The organism is Pseudomonas sp. JDS28PS106 (assembly GCF_036706555.1).
Classification (GTDB): domain Bacteria; phylum Pseudomonadota; class Gammaproteobacteria; order Pseudomonadales; family Pseudomonadaceae; genus Aquipseudomonas.
Map to the genome: position 1 here is coordinate 72,235 of NZ_JBAJGT010000008.1, position 21,918 is coordinate 94,152.

The window sequence follows — 21,918 nt, forward strand, 5'->3', positions numbered from 1 at the left end:
ATTCACTGCATATCTCCAGTGTAGGAAATCGACTACCCGACGAATGGCATTTTCCCTGATTCAAAGCCTCTTGAGGCCCTTGTTTATGGGGCGATCGCGCTAAGTGGCTGTATTTGAAAGACCTTTTTCAACGCGTTGAAAACGCTTGATGACAGGCTCCGGCTGGCCGCGTGCCATAACTTTGCTATACCGAATTCATCCGAACGGACGAAGGCCGCTTCTTACGGTCCGACTGTTCAGGTTGACGCATGGCTCTTTCCGAACAGCTCTTAGAAAGGCTGAGTACGCTGACAGGCTGTCGGTGAGGGAACGGGAAACAGGCAGGAGTAGTTATGGACAATATCGTAGTCGCCGATAAAGCATCATCCGAAATCACTGCAAAGGAATGGGGTAGTTTTCAGTTAACCAGACCCGGCGTCGTACAGATGCCAGTGGCGCCGTCCCAGGTCGCCTCGGTCAATCGCAGCGGTCAGGATCTGGTCGTCAACCTCAAATCCGGCGAACAGGTCAGGATTGGTAATTTCTTCAACACGGAAGGCGATATACGCAGTGACATCGTGTTCCAGGGTGACGACGGCGCGCTCTGGCAGGCGCAGTACAGCACCGAATCCTTCAACGGTTTCACATTCGAGGAAGTCTCCTCGATCGATACCCTCCTGGCCGATACCGGCGTCATCGACAACGCGACCCAGACGTTCGCCTTCGCAGGGCTCGGGCTGCTGGGCGTGGGCGGCGCTGCGGCCGCCGCGGGTGGCGGCGGCGGTGGGGGTGGCGGCGGTGGAGCCGCCGCACCGGCTCCGACCGCGCCGGCCGACCTGATCCTTTCGCCTGACGGTCTGAGCCTGCAGGGCAGCGGTACGCCTGGATCCACCATCAACGTCCGCGACGCCAACGGCGGTCTGCTGGGCTCGGCGGTGGTCGGCTCCGACGGTCGTTTCACGGTGCCCTTGAGCTCGCCGCAGAACAACGGTCAGACGCTGATCGTCGACCAGACCGACCCGGCCGGCAATACTTCCACTACAACGCCAGTGACGGCTCCGGATACGACTCCGCCGGCGGCGCCCGGCAACCTGCAACTCAGCGCGGACGGCCAGACCCTGACCGGGACCGGCGAAGCCGGGTCGACCGTCACTGTGCGCGACGCCAATGGCAATGTGCTGGGCAGCGCTGCCGTGGCGCAGGACGGCACGTTCACCGTCGGCCTCAACAGCCCGCAGACCGGCGGCCAGCCGCTGACGGTCGATCAGACCGACGCGGCCGGCAATACGTCGACGACGACACCGGTTGTCGCCCCGGATACCACCCCGCCCACCGCGCCGGCCAATCTGCAGGTCAGCGCCGACGGCCTGACCCTGACCGGGACCGGCGAAGCCGGGTCGACCGTTACCGTGCGCGACGCCAATGGCAATGTGCTGGGCAGCGCTGTCGTGGCACAGGACGGCACGTTCACCGTCGGTCTCAACAGCCCGCAGACCGGCGGCCAACCGCTGACCGTCGAGCAAACCGATGCGGCCGGCAACACCTCCACCACTACGCCGGTTGCGGCCCCGGATACCACCCCGCCCAGCGCGCCGACCAATCTGCAGGTCAGCGCCAATGGCCTGACCCTGGCCGGGACCGGCGAGGCCGGTGCGACGGTCACCGTGCGCGACGCCAATGGTGCGGTACTGGGTAGCGCGGTCGTCGCCGCCGACGGCAGTTTCAGCGTGCCGCTGAGCAGCGCGCAGGTCGACGGCCAGCAGCTGTCCATTGTGCAGACGGATCCGTCCGGCAACGTATCGCCCCCCGTCAGCGTGACCGCGCCGGACGTCACCTTCCCTGTTGATGTCACCCCACCGACCGCCCCTGCCGACCTGACCGTCAGCCCTGACGGCACGCTGCTCAGCGGACGCGGCGAGATCGGAGCTCAGGTCCGGGTGCTGGACAACGCCGGCAATCTGATCGGAACCGGTGTAGTCGGCGCTGACGGCCTGTTCAGCGTAACGCTGAACCCGGCGCAGACCGACGGCCTGCCACTGAGCGTGTCCTTGACCGATGCGGCGGGCAACACCTCGAGCAACGCTGCCATCAATGCACCGGACCTGACTCAACCGACCGCGCCGACTGATCTGGCGGTGTCCGCGGACGGCCTGACCCTGACCGGCCGGGCATTCCCCGGCCTGCGCATCTTCGTGCGCACCGCATCGGGTGTTGCGCTGGGCTCGGCCCGGGTTGGCGCCGACGGCCTGTTCAGTGTTGCTCTCAATCCCGCGCAGCTGAACGGCGAGCCGCTGGAAGTCAGCGCGATCGATGCATCGGGCAACAGCACGGAAACCGTGCTCGTCAATGCGCCCGATACCGTAGCTCCAGGGGCGGTCACTGATCTGGTGGTCAGCCCGGACGGCGCCACCATTGCCGGCAAAGGACAGCCTGGCGCTACGGTTACCGTACGCGATGCCGGCGGTCAGATTCTGGCCAGCGGGCTGGTCGGCGCCAACGGCACTTTTATCCTGGCCCTTGCTCCGGCAGTTGCCGAAGGTCAGGTGCTGACCGTCAGCCAGGCTGACGGCTCGGGGCTGCCTTCCGCGGACTCGACCGTAACGGTTCCGGATGCCAGCGGCCCCATCGCGCCCGGCCAGGTCGCGCTGAGTGCCGATGGCACCACCGTTACCGGGACGGGTACGCCCGGTGCGACCATCGAAGTACGCGATGCCGCCGGCAACGTGCTGGGTAGCGCAGTCGTCGATGCCCTGGGCAATTTCAGCGTTGCCCTGACCAGCCCGCAGAACAATGGGCAGGTGCTGGACATCGTTGCGGTCAATCCCGACGGCACCGAGTCAATTCCGACCCCCTTACAGACCGCCGACGGTATTGCGCCCGCATCGGCCACCGATCTGGCCGTCAACCCTAACGGTCTGGCCGTGACCGGCCGGGGCGAGCCCGGCGCGCAGGTGACCGTCACCGATGCCCAGGGCAATGTGCTCGGCACCGCCGTGGTGGGCGCCACCGGCAGCTTCACCGTCAACCTCGATGCCGCCCAGACGCTGGGTCAACCGCTGCAAGTCATCCTGACCGATGCCGCCGGCAATGCTTCGGCGCCGGCTGGCGTCAGTGCGCCTGATCCACTCGGTCCGTTGCAGCCGGACAATTTCAGCCTCAACACCGCCGGCACGATCCTGAGCGGGACCGGCCAGATCGGCTCGACAGTCACGGTTACCGGCCCCAACGGAGCGGTGCTGGGCTCGGCGCTGGTCGGCGCCGACGGCAACTTCGCGGTCACTCTGAACAGTCCGCAAAACAACGGACAGACGCTGCTGGTCAGCGCTGTCGGTACTTCGGGGCAGACATCCGCGCCGGTCAGCTTCACCGGTCAGGACACCCTGGCCCCTGACGCCGTGACGAACCTGGCGCTGAGCGGAGACCGCGCGACCCTGAACGGCACCGGCGAACCTGGAGCGACCGTCACCGTTCGCGACGGCGCCGGCACCGTGCTCGGCACAGCGCTGGTCGATGGCACTGGCGCGTTCAGCGTCCCCCTCGCCCCCATTCCGCCCACTACCGAAACGCTACAGGTGGTGCAGAGCGATGTCGCCGGCAATATCTCGGCACCCGTTACCACCAGCGCTCCGGATACCACGCCACCGGTACCGCTTGCCAACGTGGCGATTTCCGCGAACGGCACCGTCGTCTCGGGTAATGGCGAGCAAGGCGCTACCGTGACGGTATTCGATGCCCAGGGCACCGCCCTCGGCAGCGGGATCGTCGGCGCCAACGGCCGCTTCGAGATTACCCTGACCCCGGCCCAGGCGAACGGACAGGCATTGACCGCAAGTCAGGCGGACCTTAGCAACAATGTTTCTCCGACCGTCCCCATCCAGGCGCCGGACATTCAGGCGCCTGCCGCGCCCACCAATCTGCAGCTGGCCGGGGATGGCGTGACCCTGACCGGCAACGGCGAGCCGAATGCCACGCTTGAGGTGCGAGACTCGACAGGGGCAGTGGTGGGCACTGGCGGCGTCAATCCTGACGGCACGTTCAGCCTGACGCTGACCACTGCTCAGCTCAACGGTCAGGCGCTGGAGGTGGTGCAGACCGATGCGGCGCTCAATGCGTCGGCCGCGGGCCTGGTCACCGCGCCGGATTCCACTCCGCCCGCGCTGGTCGACAACCTGCTGGTCAGCGCCAATGGCGCAACCCTGACCGGGACCGGCGAGGCGGGCAGCACCGTCACCGTCACCGGTCCCGGCGGCGCGGTGCTGGGTACTGCGCTCGTAGCCGCCGACGGCAGCTTCAGTGTCGCGCTCAATCCCACCCAGCTGAATGGTCAATCGCTGGACGTGATCCAGACCGACGCGGCATTGAATCAATCGACGGCGGTGGCAGTTACCGCACCTGATTTCAGTGCACCGGCTCAACCGACCAATGTGCAGATCGACCCCACCACCGGCGCTGTCACCGGCACTGTTCAGCCTGGCGCGACCGTGGAAGTCCGCGCCGCCGACGGGACGCTGCTCGGCAGCGACGTGGCCGACGCCGGCGGCGCGTTCAGCGTGACCCCGTCTCCTCTGCAGTTGAATGGCGAAACCCTGGAGCTGGTGGCGATTACCACGGGCGGCCAGACCACGGCTCCGCTGGCCGTGACCGCGCCGGACGTGACTGACCCATCGATCGCGACCAATCTGCAGATCAGCCCCGACGGGCTGACCGTGTCCGGAACCGGCGAATCTGGCACCACCGCCATCGTAAGCCGCGGTGGCACGCCGCTGGGTCAGGCGACCGTGGACCCTAACGGTGTCTTCGTCGTCACCTTGAACAGCGCGGCCCTCGCGGGCGAGACACTGGACGTCATTCTGCGTGACGCCATCGGTAACGAATCGCCTGTCGCCAACCTGTCAGGGCCTACCGGCAACGAAATCGCGGCACCGGTCAATCTGGTGCTGAGCGCCGACGGCCTGGTGCTGACCGGCACTGCCACCGTTGGCACGACCGTCACGGTCACCGGCGCAAACGGTCAGGTGCTGGGCACTACTGCCGCTCCGGTCGGCGCGGACGGTACTTTCAGCATTCAGCTGTCCGCCGCGCAGGTGAACGGCGAAGTCCTGCAGGCGACTGCGTCCAACGGCGCGCTGGTTTCGGTGCCGGCCACGACTACCGCTGCCGATATCACCGCTCCCGCCGCACCGACCGAACTGGCAGTCAGCGCCGATGGCACCACCCTCACCGGCCGTGCCGAGGCCGGCGCCAGCGTGACGGTGCGCAACGCCAACGGTGATGTGCTGGGCACGGCGGTTGCCGGTGCCAGCGGACTGTTCACCATCACCCTGACACCGGCTCAACTGAACGCCCAGCCGCTGCTGGTCAGCCAGACCGATCAGGCCAGTAATACCTCGGCGGACGGCACGCTCACCGCACCCGACCTGCAAGGCCCGGCGGCACCCGCGCAGCTGTCCATCAATGACGCGGGCACTGTGGTCAGCGGCACGGGCGAAGCCGGCGCAACGGTTTCGATCCGCGACAATGCCGGGGCCGTACTGGCCACCGGCGTCGTCGACCCGAGCGGCAATTTCCAGGTCACCCTGCCCGCGCCGCAAGTCACGGGGGCGCCGCTGCAAGTGCAATTGACCGATGCCGCCAATAACCTGTCGACACCGGCAAGCCTGCCGACCGTGGACCGCACGCCACCGGCGGCGGTCACTGCGCTGACGCTGAGCCCCGACGGCGTTACCCTGGTCGGCCGCGGCGAAGCCGGCGCAACCGTGCAGATCCGCGACGCGGCCGGCACCGTGCTGGGCACCGCGCTGGTCGGTGCGAACGGCCAGTTCACCGCGACCCTGTCACCCGCGCCCACCAACGGGGAAACCCTGGGCGTTGTGCAGCTCGACCCGGCCGGCAACGTTTCGTCGAACGTCAACCTTACCGCCCAGGATCTGAGCGCACCGGCACCGCTGAGCAACGTTGTGATCAACGGCAACGGTCTGACCGTGACTGGCCAGGGCGAACCCGGCGCGACCGTGTTCGTGCGGGATATCGATGGCAACGTGCTGGGCAGCGGTCTGGTAGCCGGTAACGGCGCATTCAGCGTGACCCTCACCCCGGCGCAGACCAACGCGCAGTTGCTGACCATCAACCAGGAAGATCCACCGGGTAACGAAGGCCCGGCTGTCAGCCTCACGGCGCCGGATCTCGTGGCCCCTGTCGCACCCGCCGACCTGACCCTCAACGGCCCCGGCCTGCAGGTGACCGGTACCGGTGAAGCCGGCAGCACCATCACCGTCAGCGACGGCAGCGGTCGCGTGCTGGGCACGGGCGTGGTTGCCGCCAACGGCACCTTCCAGGTCACCCTCAGCGAAGCCCAGCTCAACGGCCAGGCCCTGAGCGTGACTTCCCGTGATGCCGCCGGCAATCTGTCTGCCGCCACAGCGTTGACCGCAGGCGATACCACCGCGCCGGTGCCGGTCACCGCGCTGGCGGTCAGCGCCGACGGTGCCACCCTCACCGGGCTTGGCGAAGCCGGCGCACAGATCAGCGTGACCGGCCCGACCGGCACGGTGCTGGGCACCACGACAGTCGCCGGCGACGGCACTTTCTCCTTGGGGCTGACGCCTCCGGCATCCACCAACGCGCTGCTGTCGGTCGTACAGACTGACGTGGCCGGCAATGTCTCGACGCCCGCAACAGTGACTGCTCCGGGCAATCTGGCCCCGGACACGCCAAGCAACCTGGCGCTTTCGGCGGACGGCCTGACCCTGACCGGCACCGGCACGCCTCGCTCGTTCATCAGTGTGCGACGCTTCAACGGCCAGTTGCTCGGCACGGCCCAGGTCGCCGATGACGGTAATTTCAGCGTGGCCTTGAACCCTGCGCAGTTGAATGGCGAATCGCTGTCGGTCAGCGCGGCGTTCAGTGACGGGCTCAGCTCCACGCCCGCGCCGATCACCGCCGACGACAACACCGCGCCCGACGCCTTGATCGAATACCGCCTGGCGAGCGATGGCGTGACCCTGACCGGCCGCGGCGAAGCCGGCGCGACTGTCCAGGTGACCAACCTTGACGGCGTTGAACTGGGCACCGCGCTGGTTGCCGCCGACGGCACCTTCACCGCTACGCTCGGCCCTGCCCAGATCAGCGGCCAGCAGCTCAATCTGGTGCAGGTCGATGCGGCCGGCAACGAGTCAGCGGCTGTCAGTCTCGTCGCGCCGGATCGCGTGGCACCGCCCATTGCCGCCGATCTGGCGCTCGATGCCACGGGAACCGTAATTTCCGGCACCGGCGAAGCGGGCGCCAGCGTCGCGGTTCGCGATGCCACCGGTACCCTGCTGGGCAGCGGTGTGGTGCGGGTCGACGGTACCTTCCAGGTCACCCTGTCCAGCCCGCAGATCAATGGCCAGCAGTTGGCCGTGACCCTGACCGATGCCGCGGGCAACGCGTCGACGCCGGCGGCCTTGCTGGCAGGCGACACGACCATTCCGGCGCCATTGACCAACCTGGCGATCGCCGGCGATGGCGCGACCATCACCGGTCGCGGCGAGCCCGGCGCCACTGTGACCGTACGGGATAATCTTGGCGCGGTTCTGACCACAGGCGCGGTGGACGCAACCGGTGCCTTCACTGTGGTTCTGCCGACACCGCAGACCAATGCCGAACTGCTGAGCCTTACGCAGTCAGACGCGGCGCTGAACGTCTCGCCAGCCACTACTCTGACGGCGCCCGATACCACTCCGCCCGCGCCATTGGTGAACGTGGCGATCAATGCCACCGGCACGACCATTACCGGCAGCGGCGAGCCGGGCGCGAACATTACCGTACGTGATGCCAGCGGCACCGCATTGGGAACCACGCAGATTCTGGCGGACGGAACCTTCAGCGTGACGCTGGCCCCGGCCCAGATCAATCTGCAGGCACTGACCGTGCAGCAAGCGGATCAGGCCGGCAATATCGGCCAGTCGGCGGGCGTGACCGCGCCGGATCTGACTGCACCCGCCGCGCCGACCGGCCTGGTGGTCAGCGCCAACGGCGATCAGTTGACCGGCACTGGCGAAGCTGGTGCGCAGGTCCGGGTCAGTCTGGCTGACGGCACTCTGCTGGCGACCACGACGGTGGCGGGCGACGGCACCTTCGTGGTTGCTCTCAACCCACCACGGGCCAATGCCGACGCGCTCAACGTGGTGCTGATCGACGCCGCGCAGAACGTCTCGCAGCCCGGCAGCATCACCACCCCGGATACAACGCCGCCCGCCGCCGTGGACAATCTGGTGGTCGGCGCGCAAGGCAATGTGCTGACCGGTACTGGCGAACCAGGCGCGACGGTGACAGTCACGTCCGGCAACGCTACGCTTGGATCGGTCGTCGTGGCTGGCGATGGCACCTTTACCGTCAACCTCGCTCCTGCGCAGGTGAACGGCGAGCCGCTGAGCGTCACCCAGGCCGATCCGACCGGCAACACCTCTGGCGCGGTACTGGTCAACGCGCCGGATACCACGCCGCCCGCCATCCCTGCCGACTTCGCAATCACCGCCGACGGTCTGACATTGATCGGCAGCGGCGAGCCAGGCGCAACCGTCCAGGTTCGCAATGGCAGCCAGGGGATCATCGGTACCGGGGTCGTGGACGCCAATGGCGACTTCATCATTGCCCTGAGCGCCCCGCAGCTGAATGCGGAAGTGCTGACCCTTCGGCAAGTGGATGCCGCAGGCAACGCGTCGACGGATGTCACCTTCCAGGTTCCGGACGCTACTGCCGCAGCGCCGGTCGCCAACCTGGCGCTCTCCGCCGACGGTCTGGTGCTGACCGGTACCGGCCAACCCGGCGCCACGGTCAGTGTCAGCAGTGCCGGCGTCGGCCTGAACACCGGCGTGGTCACGGTAGCCGCCGACGGCACCTTCTCGGTGACGCTCAGCGCCCCGCAACTCAACGGCCAGGTGCTGGACGTGACGCAAACCGATGCGTCGACGATCCCTTCAGCGCCAACCGCTTACACCGCCGCCGACATCACCGCGCCCGGCACGCCGACGGTCTCGTCGCGTACCGAATCTTCGGTCACCGGCACTGCGGAAGCCGGCAGCACGGTAACCATCCGCGCCGCTGACGGCACCGCTTTGGGTAGTGCGGTGGCCGACGTTGACGGCAACTACACGGCCCCTCTGGCCCCCATCCAGAACACCGGCGCGCCTCTGACCGCCACCGCTAGCGATGCGGCGGGCAACGCTTCGGCCGCCCTGCCCTTCACTGCGGTCGACACCACGCCGCCGGCAGCCGTAACCGGCCTCTCGATCAGTACCGACCTGGATCAACTGTCCGGTATTGGCGAACCGGGCGCGACGGTCACGGTGACCGCGGCCGTTGGCGGAGCGACTCTGGGTACCGCAGTGGTTGCCGCCGACGGCACCTTCGTGGTGGATCTGGTGCCCGCGGCCGTGGCGGAGCAGGACCTGGACGTCATCCAGACCGATGCCGCCGGCAACGACTCCGGCTCGACGCCGTTCGCGGTGCCGATCGATCCGCCAACTCCGGCGCCTACCGCTCTGGTGCTGGCCGATGCCGGCGCGACCCTGACCGGCCTCGCGGTCGCCAACAGCACGGTAGATGTGCGTGCGCCGGGCGGTGCGCTGCTGGGGTCGACCACCGCGAATGCGGACGGCACCTTCACCGTGAGCCTGTCGCCGGCGCAGAACAACGGTGAAACCTTTCTGGTCACTGCCACGACCGCCACGGGCGGGACCTCGATCCCGACTCTCGGCATCGCGCCGGACAATACCGACCCCGCGCCGCTGGACAACCTGGCGATCGGCGGCAACGGTACGCTGGTAACCGGTACCGGCGAGGCAGGCGCAACGGTTGAAGTTCGCAACGCCGCCGGAACGCTGCTGGGTACCACCACGGTCGCCAACAACGGCAGTTTCAGCGTCACCTTGAACAGCTCGCAGATCAATGGTCAGGTGCTCAGCGCCGTGCAGACCGATCCGGCCGGCAACGTCTCGCCGGTCAGTCAGGTCACGGCGGGCGATAGCACCGCACCGCTGCTCGCCACTAACCTGGCAGTCAATGCCGCAGGCCTGCTGCTTACCGGCAGCGGCGAAGCCAATGCCATTGTGCGGGTGACCAACGCTGCCGGCACCGTGCTGGGTGAAGGCACCGTTGCGGGGGACGGCACATTTAGCGTGACACTCAATCAAGCGCAGACCAATGGTCAGGCGCTGAACATCAGCCTTACCGATGCTGCCGGCAACACCTCCCAGGCGGCCATCGTCAACGCCGGTGATACGACCGCACCTGTGGCGCCGTCGAATCTTGCGGTCGCGGCAGGTGGCCTGGTGCTGACCGGTAATGGCGAAGTTGGCGCAACCATTCTGGTGACCAGCGCCACCGGCACACCTTTGGGCAACGCCGTGGTCGGCGCGGGCGGAACCTTCAGCGTTCAATTGGCCTCGGCACAGGTCAACGGCCAGGTGCTGACGGTCGTCCAGACCGACGCGGCGGGCAATCAGTCGCCGTCGGCGCCGGCTACCGCTCCGGACACCACACCACCTGTGGTCGCCACAGGCCTGAGCGTGTCGGCGGACGGCACGACCCTGAGCGGAACCGGTGAAGCCGGATCGACCGCGCGGGTCTTCAATGCCGGTGGCCAGTTGCTGGGCAGCGCGCTGGTTGCGGCGAACGGCTCGTTTACTGTCACCCTGACGCCTGCTCAGAACGATGGTCAGGCACTGAGCGTGCGCCTGACCGACGTTGCTACCAACGAGTCGCTGCCGGCCAGCGTCACGGCACCGGACACCACGCCGCCTGCTGCACCGGCTACCGCGACCATCAACTCCGCAGGTACCTTGATGACCGGCACCGGCTTCGCCGGCGCGCGGATCTTCATCCGCAGCTTCAACGGTACCCAGCTGGGTACCGCAGTCGTCGCGGCGGACGGCACCTGGTCGGCGACCCTCACGCCGGCGCAGATCGACAATCAGGCGTTGAGCGTGACTCAGGTCGACGCGGCCGGGAACGTGTCGACTGCGTTGCCGGTGACTGCGCCCGACCTGACCGCGCCGGTTCCGGCCAGCGGTCTGCTGCTCAGCGCCGACGGCACCACGCTGTCGGGCTCGGCCGAGGCCGGCGCCACGATCACCGTCAGAAATGGCGCGGGCACGGCATTGGGGACCGCCACCGCACAGGCCAACGGTACGTTCAGCGTCACCTTGAGCGGTGCGCAGATCAATGGTGAAACCCTCAATGTCAGCGTCACTGACCCGCGCGGCAACGTCTCGACCATCGCCACCCTGGTGGCGCCGGACGTTGACGTCGACCGGCCAGTGGTTGCCAGTGACAACCTGACGACGGCAACCGTGACGCTGAGTCCGGTGACGACCACGCGCAATATCCTCGACTCCTTCCCGACCGTGCTGGGGGTAGGCTTCAGCCATACGTTCAATTTCAACGTCGCCAGCGGCACGACCGCCAGACCGACGCTGACCCTGACTGATGGCGGGCTGCTGAACCTCAATACCGGGGCGACCTACACCCTGCAGGTCAAGGACGCGAGCGGCAGCTGGGTGACGCTGGGTACCGCCGGCAACGGCGCGCTGCTCAATCTGGAACTGTTGGCGGGCACTGGCATACGGGTCAATGTCGGTACCTTGCAGGCCGGTGACTACCGGATCGTGTTCGCCAGCAACAGCATCTCGTTGCTGACCACGATCAACAGCAACCTGCAGCTCGATGTCACCAGCCTGACCCAGTTCAACAGCGTGGCGGGCGCGGCGGTGACCGGCAATGTGATCAGCGATATCGGCACGGATGGCACCGCCGATATCACCGGTCCCGACAACGGCGCGCAACTGCGGGTGCAGAACGGCAACGCGGGCTATGTCAACGCGGGCGCGGGCACTACGGTGCAAGGCTTGTACGGCAGCCTGACCATCGATGCCCAGGGCAACTACACCTACCGGGCCAACGGTAGCGCCACCAGCGTTGGCAAGGTAGACGTCTTCAACTATCAACTGGTCCACCCCAACGGCAAAAGCGATACCGCGACGCTCTACGTGCGGATCGACAGCCCGCAGGCCACCGAAGTCTGGAGCAGCACCAACCTGGCGGCACCGGCCTTCGTGGTCGACGCCACTAACGACATCGCCAGCACCAGCATCACGCTGGGTAACCTGATGAGCACCACCACCTCCAACCTCGGCACGCTCAACACACTGCTGGGCCTGGGCAGCACCGGCAACTACGGCTTCACGGTAGCGCCCAACACGGTCAGCGACCTGACCATCACCTTGTCGTCAAGCAGTCTGCTGTCGCTGCTGGGTTCGGTGAACCTGGGCTTGTACAAGCTCAACACCGCGACCAACCAATATGTGCTGGTCAAGAGCTGGGCAGGCGGCACCTTGGTCGGACTGGGCGGTGGCGCTTACGGTGCCACGGTCGATGACCAGACCCAAGGCACCTACCGCGTCACCCTGACAGTGGGCGGCGTCGCTGTGGCGACCTCGATCAACGTCGGGCTGATCAATAGCGCGACCTACACCAGTCAGTTTGTCGTCAACAGCTACACGCCGGTCTCCGGCAACCTGCTGACCGACACCGCGGGTGGTGGCGCGGACGTACTGGGCTCCAGCCTGACGGTGCTCAGTGTCCTGGCCGCGGCCGGCACCTATGTGCAGCCGGGCTTCAACGGCACCAGCATCACCGGTACCTACGGCACCCTGCTGGTGCGGGCGGATGGCAGTTACACCTATACCCTCAAGGCCGGGTTGACCAGCGCAGTGATCGGTCAGGAAGACGTGTTCACCTACCAGCTCACCCATCCCAACGGCACCACCGACACCGCGACGCTCACCATCGATCTGAACCAGGCGGGCGCTGCCCGGGCGTTCATCGCCAGCGTCGATGACGACGGCTCTTCGTTCAGCGCGCTGGGGGCAAGCACCGGCGGCGAGACGCTCACCGGGACCGACGGCAACGACACCCTGGACGGCTCGCAAGGCGGTGCCGTGACTCTGGACGGAGGGGCCGGCGACGACACCCTGATCATCAGTGACCAGGACTTCGTGGCCGTCAACGGCGGGACCGGCACGGACACCTTGCTGTGGGCCGGCGGCGATGCATCGATCGACCTGGGCAACCTGCAGGACCGGTTGAGCAACATCGAGGTCATCGATCTCAACGACACCAGCGCCGTGCAGTTGACTGTCAGCCTGGCCGATCTGATCGCAATCACCGAACCGGACCAGAGCACGCTGTTCATCAAGGGCAGCGAACAGGACAGCGTGCACATGACCGGTCAATGGAGCGCCGAGGGCACGCAACTGGCGGACGGACTCGAATACACCCAATACACCCCTCAGGAGGATCCGACTCACCATTTATGGGTACAGAACGGCATACAAGTAGTGTGAACCTGTAAAGCAGCATTACCGCAGGCTTCGCGGACACCGGGCAGCGCGCCCGGTGGCCGCGGCGTCTGGGGACTTTCAGTAAGGGATTCTAGTGAAGTCAGCTCACGCCTGTGTCACAAGGCAAATGTCCGCCGCGCTGTTGGCGACGGCGGTACTGCTCGTCAGCCATTCGGCAGCCGCTGCCGACGAACCCATTGCCCCGGAACTCAAGAACCTCAGCCCCTCGGCACTCAGTAAACCGCGCCTTGCCAGTCGGCGCGCCGGACAACCCCCGCAGCGCGACCCGCTGCCCGCCAGTCCCACGCTCACGCTCGATCAGGCCGTGCAGCAGGCAGTATCGTGGCACCCGAGCATCGGTCAGTCGATCGGGACGCTCTATCAACAGGCCGAAGGCATCAACGTTGCCGAAGCAGGGTATTACCCGCAGATCAGTGGCGGTCTCCGTTCGGGTATCGAGACTGGAAACGGCGGCGACGGCAGCACCCAGGCACTGAACATTTCGCTCAAGCAGATGCTTTACGATTTCGGCAAAGTGTCCAACTCCGTTGAAGTCGCCAAAGCCCGTGTCGCCCGCAGCCAGGCGCAGATCCTGCTCAGCGTGGACCAGACCGCACGGGATACGGCCTACGCCTGGATCGAAGTGCAGCGCTATCGCAATTTTCTGGAAATCGCTCGCCAGCAGATTGAAGGCGTTGGTCAGATCGTCGAACTGGCCCGACAACGCAGCGACATGGGCGCCAGCACCCGCTCCGATATGGTCCAGGCACAATCGCGCGCAGAGGGCGCTGTCGCCACCTTGCAGGAATACAAGGCGCAATACGCCCGCTGGCAGGCCGCCCTGAGCACACTGATGGGACGCGCCACCACGGCGGATGTCGCCGACGACATTCCCCCCTCCACCGCGCAAGCATGTGAGAGCCCCGAGCCGTCCATCGACGCATTGCCGGCGGTGCTCGTGGCCCTCGCTCAGCGCAACGAAGCCCAGGCGGAACTGGCCCGCGCCCGCTCGGAAGGCTATCCGACCATTTCTCTGGAGCCTTCGGTCAACCACTATCTGGACAGTGGCTACAACGACAACAACCCGGCAATGGACCGCACCCAGGCCGGGATCTACGTGAATGTCGAAGTGCCGATCTACCAGGGTGGCGCCACCACCGCGCGCAGCCGCGCCGCCGGCTATGCGCTGACGGCCGCCGATTCCGCCGAAGACACGGCGCGGCTCGAAGCCACCCGCGGCCTGGCCGAAGCCCGGGTGCAGACCATGGGCCTGAACCGTCGCATGGATGCGTTGCAGTCGCGTCAGACCAGCATCAGCGAGGCCCGTATGCTTTACGGTCGCCAGTATCTGGAGCTGGGCACCCGGCCTCTACTGGATCTGCTCAATGCCGAACAGGAGATCCATCAGTCACACTTCGATCTGGCCAGCACTCAGGCGGACCTGCGCCGCCTGCAAATCGATTGTCTTTACAACAGCGGCGGCCTGCGGCGCGCCTTCGCACTTGAAGACCGTACGTTACAAGGCGTGAGGATCCTGCCATGAATGACGCCGTGATAATTCCTGCCGCGGGCGCGGGCCAGGGCGCCCTGCCCCCGGATTACAGTCAGTGGATGGAAGCCGTTCTGCTGGTCGCCCGGCATTACCGGCTGGATGTTTCCGAAGAAACCGTGCGCATCGCGGCCCAGCGGCCGGACCGCAGCCTGGAAGACGTGGTACGGCAGATGGCCCGCCAGGCGGGGCTGACGGTCAAGTTCACCCCCAGTGCGCCGAACGATCTCAGCAAATGGCGTACACCGCTGGTCGTTGAACTGCTCGACGGCCAGGTTGGCGTGGTGCAGACGGTGGACGACAGCGAGATCGGCATTGCCTTGAGCGGCGATCAGGGGCTGCAGAACCGCATGCCGCTGCAAGCGCTGGGCGAACGCCTGCGGCGCACTGTGATCATGCGCCCGGCTCGCCCGTTGAGCGACGTACGCACCGATGATTATGTGCAGCCTTACGACGAGCACTGGTTCCGGCGCATCGTGCTGCGTGATCTGCGCCCCTACTCTTACGTAATGCTGGCGTCGCTGGTCGCCAACCTGCTGGGCATGGCCGGCGTGCTGTTCTCCATGCAGGTCTACGACCGGGTGATTCCCGCCGAGTCGCTGCCCACGCTGTATGTACTGTTCGGCGGCGTGCTGCTGGCGGTGGTGTTCGATTTCCTGATGCGCATCATGCGTCTGCGCATTACCGACCTGCTGGGCAAGCGTGCCGACCTGCGCGTCTCGGATCTGGTGTACGGCCATGCGTTGCGCTTGCGCAACTCCGTGCGTCCCAAGTCCACCGGCTCGTTCATCGCCCAGCTGCGCGAGCTGGAACAGGTTCGCGACCTCATCACTTCCAGCACCGCCACGGCGCTGGCCGATCTGCCGTTCTTTCTGCTGTTCCTGCTGGTGTTCTGGATGATCGGCGGAGCGCTGGTGGCGATTCCCATTGTTGCGCTGATCGTCATGTTGCTGCCCGGTCTGCTCTATCAGCGCAAACTGGCGCGGCTCGCCAACGAAAACATGCGTGAATCGGCGCTGCGCAACGCGATGCTGGTGGAGAGCATTCAGGGCCTGGACGACATCAAGTCGCTACAGGCCGAACAGCGTTTCCAGGAACAGTGGAATCACTACAACGCCACTTCCGCTGACACCGCACTGCGCCTGCGCACGCTGACCAATGGCCTGGTGACCTGGACTCAGAATGTGCAGAGCGCCGTGTTCGCGATCGTGATTGTGTTCGGCACCCCGATGGTCATTGCCGGCGACCTGACCACGGGCAGCCTGGTGGCCGCCTCGATGCTGGCGTCCCGGATGATGGCGCCCATGGCGCAGCTCAATCATGTGCTGACCCGCTGGCAACAGGCCAAGGTTGCCTTGCAGGGTCTCAACCGCCTGATGCAGTCGCCGGTCGATCACCCCGAGGGCAGCAAGCGAGTGCACTTGCCGGTGATCCACGGTGATTACCACTTCAAGGACGCCAGCTTCCGCTACAACGAGGAAGGTACCCCGGCGCTGGAGGTTGGCGAGCTGCGCATCCGCCCCGGCGAGCACATCGCCGTGCTGGGGCGTAACGGCGCGGGCAAGTCGACCTTGCTACAGGGTCTTGCCGGGGCCATGGACCTGGCGACGGGCGACATGACCCTGGACGGTATCGCCATGAACCATATCGATCCCGCCGACCTGCGCCGCGATGTCGGACTCTTGCAACAGCACGCCCGCCTGTTCCACGGCACCCTGCGCGACAATCTGGTGCTGGGCGCCGGCCGGGCCAGCGATCAGGAAATGCTCGCGGCGCTGTCGCTCACCGGTGCGCTGGATTTCATCCGCAAGCTGCCCAAGGGCCTGGATCATCTGATTCTCGAAGGCGGCCTGGGTCTTTCCGGCGGACAGCGCCAGAGCCTGTTGTTGTCGCGACTGCTGCTGCGCCAGCCGCAGGTCCTGCTGCTAGACGAACCCACCGCGTCGCTGGATGACGTCACCGAACGCAAGCTGCTGGACGACCTGATGCTGTGGGGCGAAGGCCGAACGCTGGTCATCGCGACCCATCGCCTCAGCGTGCTGCAGCGAGTTGGTCGGATCATCGTGGTCGACAACGGCCGCATCGTCATCGATGCGCCGCGCGACGTCGCCCTCGCCCAGCTTCGGCAACCCAAAGGAGAACGACCATGAGCGGCGATGTAGCCATCCGCATGCCGAAGGCCCCGGCGTCCTATCTGGACGGTGCCGACGAATACGCCGTGGCGCGCGCGACCCGCGTGGTATGGATTTGCGCCCTGATGCTGGGTTGCTTCCTGGCGTGGGCCGCCTGGTTCGAGGTGGTTGAAGTGTCGAATGGCACCGGCAAAGTGATTCCCAGTTCGCGGGAACAGGTCATTCAGTCACTGGAAGGCGGCATCGTCACCGAGATGAATGTGAGCGAAGGCGACCTGGTGGAGCGCGGCCAGATCCTGGCCCAGCTCGACCCGATCAAGACTCAATCCAATGTCGGCGAGAGCGAGGCCAAGTACCGCGCCACACTGGCCAGCGTCGCTCGCCTGCAGGCCGAGGCGAGCGGCAAGCCGCTGAGCTTTCCGAAGGCGCTGGACGCCTGGCCGGAGCTGATCCGCGCCGAAACCGAGCTGTACAACACCCGCCAGCGCGGCTTGCGGGAAACCCTGGCCGGTATCGAGGACTCGCTCAAGCTGGTGCGCAGCGAGCTGGCGATCACCGAAAATCTGGCGAAGATCGGGGCCTCCAGCCGGGTGGAGGTGATTCGTTTGAATCGTCAGCGCTCGGAGCTGGAACTCAAGGCCACCGAAGCACGCTCAGACTACATGGTTGACGCGCGTCAGGATCTGGCCAAGGCCAGCGCGGAAGCCGATGCGCTGGCCGAAGTGGTGCGTGGCCGTGCCGACTCGCTGACACGCCTGACCATGCGTTCGCCGGTACGCGGCATCGTCAAGGATATCGAGGTGACGACCATTGGCGGAGTGATTCCCCCCAACGGACAGCTGATGCAGATCGTGCCGCAGGATGAACAGTTGCTGATCGAGACGCGCATCAATCCGCGTGACATTGCCTTCATCCATCCCGAGCAGGAAGCCAAGGTCAAGATCACTGCCTACGACTATTCGATCTATGGCAGCCTGGACGGCAAGGTGGTGACGATTTCGCCCGACACCATCCAGGACGAGGCCAAGCCGGAAGTCTTCTACTACCGGGTCTACATTCGGACCGATTCGGACGTGCTGAAGAACAAGGCCGGTAAATCCTTCGCGATCGTCCCCGGCATGGTGGCGACTGTCGACATCCGCACCGGGGAAAAGACCGTTCTCGATTACCTGATCAAACCTTTGAATCGCGCCAAGGAGGCATTGCGCGAGCGCTAGACGATCACTGTTCGGCGACCGCCAGGCCGATCGGAGCAGGCTTGGGTTTGCTCTTGCCCTGTTGCTGGGCGGAGAAGCGCTGCCATTCACGATTGATCTCGGCGTATGGCAGGAAAATGCTGATCTGAGGCTGGGTCGCCAGGTCGGCGCGCTTGAGCTTCCGCAGGCGTGCCGCGTCGAGGTAGGCGACGCTGATACCCACGGCGTCCCCGTTCTCGGCGAAGACCGGGCCGCCTGACATACCCTTGACCGTCGAGCCGGTGTGGGTGCCGTACATCACGCCGCCATCGGTGGCGCTCAGACGAACCATGGCCTTGAGGGTCTGGCCCTGGCCCTGGGTCGGAATATAAAGCGAGTTGAAGCCGACCGCAGTCACCGTTTCGCCCGGCTGATACTGGCGCCACTGAGGCGCATTGGCTGCCTTATGGCGGAAGAACTGCACGTCCCCCCGACCTTCGAATACCGACCCCGAAACATAGGGAAGATGTTTGACCGTCACGGCATACTCGTCATTCCACTGCACCGCGGTTCCCATGAGCAGCATGGGCAGCGGACCTCCGGAATGGACGACGAACGCCTGGTCGTTAACAGGATCCTTTACAAACGCGGTGGACATTCCATTGCACCCGCTGATCAGCGCACAGGCTGCCAGAAGTGACATAAGGGCTTTCATGTTGCTCACGAGATAAATTTGCGACGGCGGCGACTATGTCATTGTGGCATCATGAAATCAATGTGCCACTATTGCCGTTCGTCGGGGTTATACAAAGTCATTGTTTTTGTACAGGCGCAACCCTCCCATGGAGGTGCAACCCATTGCCTTCGGGCATATGCCGCTTTGAGCCTATCGGCGGCATTTTGCGGAACCTGAGCACTATGACGCCGATAGTCCCGCCCCCGCTGCCAGCCCTCCGTCCACCTGCTAACATGCCTGTCCGATTTGCATGACCTCGAAGAGCGCACCATGAGCCAACCCTGGAGCCCCGACAGCTGGCGGGCACTGCCGATTCAGCAGCAACCTCTGTATCCGGATGCGGACCGCCTGGCGAAGGTGGAGCGCACGCTGGCCGGCTATCCGCCGCTGGTTTTCGCCGGTGAAGCCCGGGAGTTGCGTCGCCAGTTTTCAGAGGTCACCCAGGGCCGCGCATTTCTCCTGCAAGGCGGCGACTGCGCGGAAAGCTTCATGGAATTTTCCGCAGCCAAGATTCGCGACACCTTCAAGGTGTTGCTGCAAATGGCCGTGGTCATGACCTTCGCCGCCGGTTGCCCGGTGGTCAAGGTCGGACGCATGGCGGGTCAGTTCGCCAAGCCCCGCTCTTCCAACGATGAGACCATCGAGGGTGTGACGCTGCCGGCCTACCGTGGCGACATCGTCAATGGCATCGGTTTCGACGCGGAGAGCCGCGTGCCGGACCCGGAGCGGCTGTTGCAGGCCTACCACCAGTCCACCGCGACCCTGAACTTGTTGCGCGCGTTCGCCCAGGGTGGCTTTGCCGATCTGCACCAGGTCCATCAGTGGAACCTGGACTTCATCGCCCACTCGGCGCTGGGCGAGAAGTACAACCAGCTTGCCAGCCGCATCGACGAAACCCTGGCGTTCATGCGCGCCTGCGGGATGGACAGCTCGCCACAACTGCGCGAAACCAGTTTCTTCACCGCGCACGAAGCCTTGTTGCTGAACTACGAAGAAGCCTTCGTGCGCCGCGACAGCCTGACCAACGACTACTACGATTGCTCGGCGCACATGCTGTGGATCGGCGACCGCACGCGCCAGCTCGATGGCGCCCATGTCGAGTTCCTGCGCGGTGTGAACAATCCCATTGGGGTCAAGGTCGGGCCGAGCATGAACACCGATGACCTGATCCGCCTGATCGACATCCTCAACCCCGACAACGACCCCGGTCGCCTGAACCTGATCGCGCGCATGGGCGCCAACAAGGTTGCCGACCACCTGCCGCAGCTCATCCGCGCGGTCGAACGCGAAGGCCGCAAGGTACTCTGGAGTTCGGATCCGATGCACGGCAACACCATCAAGGCCAGCAGCGGCTACAAGACCCGCGACTTCGCGCAGATCCTGGGTGAGGTCAAACAGTTCTTCCAGGTGCATCAGGCCGAAGGCACCTACGCGGGCGGCATTCACATCGAGATGACTGGGCAGAACGTGACCGAGTGCATCGGCGGCGCCCGGCCGATCACCGAGGCCGGCCTGTCGGACCGCTATCACACCCACTGCGATCCGCGCATGAACGCGGACCAGTCGTTGGAGCTGGCGTTTCTGATTGCCGAAACGCTCAAGCAGGTGAAGCGCTAAGCAGACGCTCGCAGCGCGGCGAGCAAGCGCACGCCGCTCGAACGCTGGCAGTTGACCTGAACCTGTTCCAGCCCCAGCCAGCCCGCCAGCCCGAGCAGGTGGGCAGCCAGCGCTTGCATGCCCTCCTCGTCCAGCCCGCGCGGCTCTTCGTGAACGGCGTGCACGGCAAGGCGACCCGCCGTGCGTTCAGCGCGCAGGTCGACCCGGGCCGCGATGCGCTCACGATGCAGAAACGGCAGAACGTAATAGCCATACACCCGTTTGTGCTGGGGTGTGTAGATCTCCAACCGGTAGCGAAAATCGAACAGCCGCTCGGTACGCCCACGCTCCCAGATGAGTGAATCGAAAGGCGACAGCAGCGCGCTGGCCGAGACCCTGCCGGGCGCCTTGGTGTCAGGCAGACAGAACGCAGTCTGCTTCCAGCCCTGAACCCGGACCTGGTGCAACTGACCGCCCTCGACCAGTTCGGCGAGCGCACGGCGACTCGGCAGCGGGTCCAGCCGGAAATAATCGCGCAGGTCCTTTTCGGTGCCGACACCCAATGCGGTCGCCGCATGCAGCAGAAGATCGCGATGGGCCTGGGCTTCGCTGACGTCAGGCGCATTCAGAACCTTCCCAGGCAATACTCGTTCCGGCAGATCATAAAGGCGTTCAAAACCGCGCCGCCCGGCCACCGTGACCTCACCTGCCGCGAACAACCATTCCAGCGCCAGCTTCTCCGCGCTCCAGTCCCACCAAGGCCCGGCCCGTTCCTGACGCGTGCTCAGGCTGCCGGCGCCCAGTGCGCCTTGATCACGCACAGCCTGCAACACGCGCTCGATGACCGGACGCTGCTCGCGTCCGAATGTCGCCAGCCCCTGATAGATGCCCTCTCCCCGCTGCGCGCGGTGCATGCGCCAGACCATCAGGGGATACAACTCGATGGGCATCAGCGAAGCTTCATGCCCCCAGTACTCGAACAGCCGACGATGACGCCCCTGGCTCCAGGCCGCCTGATCCAGCAACGTCGGTGAGTAGCTGCCCAACCGTGAAAACAGCGGCAGGTAGTGAGAGCGCACCAACGCATTGACCGAGTCGATCTGCAGCACGCCCAGCCGCTCGATCATCCGCGTCACCTGCGCGGCCTTGATCACCGCCGGCTGCCGGCGCCCGCGAAATCCCTGCGCGGCGAGCGCCAGACGACGTGCTTGCTTGATGGAGATATCCATGGATAGACCGGGCTCTGTGCATGACAGGGTAACGCTATCCGATGCGCGGGTATCTGTCAGCCGCGTGGGAGCCAGCGAGACGGAACGCCGCCCGCTGGCTCCTACCAGCTAATAGGCGCGTGCGTAGGAGCCAGCTTGCTGGC

Annotated in this window: 7 protein-coding genes; 5 read left to right on the forward strand and 2 right to left on the reverse strand. The window is 65.6% G+C overall.

Going from position 1 to position 21,918, the window contains the following annotated elements; all coding sequences use genetic code 11:
- Positions 1 to 332: 332 nt before the first annotated feature.
- The 4 genes from TRP66_RS14800 to TRP66_RS14815 all read left to right on the forward strand — a co-directional run bounded on the left by TRP66_RS14800 (position 333) and on the right by TRP66_RS14815 (position 18,256).
- A complete protein-coding gene (locus TRP66_RS14800) occupies positions 333 to 13,361 on the forward strand; it encodes a BapA/Bap/LapF family large adhesin (protein ID WP_333403980.1) in 13,029 nt (4,342 codons plus the stop codon).
- 124 nt (positions 13,362 to 13,485) lie between these two features.
- The gene (locus TRP66_RS14805; RefSeq protein WP_333403982.1) at positions 13,486 to 14,901 is read left to right on the forward strand and encodes a TolC family outer membrane protein; all 1,416 of its coding nucleotides are present in this window, start codon (positions 13,486 to 13,488) and stop codon (positions 14,899 to 14,901) included.
- Positions 14,898 to 17,057: a type I secretion system permease/ATPase gene (locus TRP66_RS14810; protein ID WP_333403984.1), complete on the forward strand. Its 2,160-nt coding sequence runs from the start codon at positions 14,898 to 14,900 to the stop codon at positions 17,055 to 17,057. The genes TRP66_RS14805 and TRP66_RS14810 overlap by 4 nt, the downstream gene beginning before the upstream one ends.
- Before the next feature lie 20 nt (positions 17,058 to 17,077).
- Positions 17,078 to 18,256: an HlyD family type I secretion periplasmic adaptor subunit gene (locus TRP66_RS14815; protein ID WP_442965212.1), complete on the forward strand. Its 1,179-nt coding sequence runs from the start codon at positions 17,078 to 17,080 to the stop codon at positions 18,254 to 18,256.
- A 4-nt stretch (positions 18,257 to 18,260) separates the two neighbouring features.
- Here TRP66_RS14815 and TRP66_RS14820 read toward each other — a convergent pair whose 3' ends face one another.
- Positions 18,261 to 18,872, reverse strand: a complete 612-nt coding sequence (locus TRP66_RS14820) for a trypsin-like peptidase domain-containing protein (protein WP_333403986.1) — start codon at positions 18,870 to 18,872, stop codon at positions 18,261 to 18,263.
- 348 nt (positions 18,873 to 19,220) lie between these two features.
- Between TRP66_RS14820 and TRP66_RS14825 the strand changes: the two genes are divergently transcribed.
- Positions 19,221 to 20,567 (forward strand): class II 3-deoxy-7-phosphoheptulonate synthase, encoded by a 1,347-nt coding sequence (locus TRP66_RS14825; RefSeq protein ID WP_333403988.1) that lies wholly within the window; start codon positions 19,221 to 19,223, stop codon positions 20,565 to 20,567.
- Here TRP66_RS14825 and TRP66_RS14830 read toward each other — a convergent pair.
- Positions 20,564 to 21,775: a winged helix-turn-helix domain-containing protein gene (locus TRP66_RS14830; protein WP_333403989.1), complete on the reverse strand. Its 1,212-nt coding sequence runs from the start codon at positions 21,773 to 21,775 to the stop codon at positions 20,564 to 20,566. The genes TRP66_RS14825 and TRP66_RS14830 overlap by 4 nt on opposite strands.
- Positions 21,776 to 21,918: the final 143 nt, after the last annotated feature.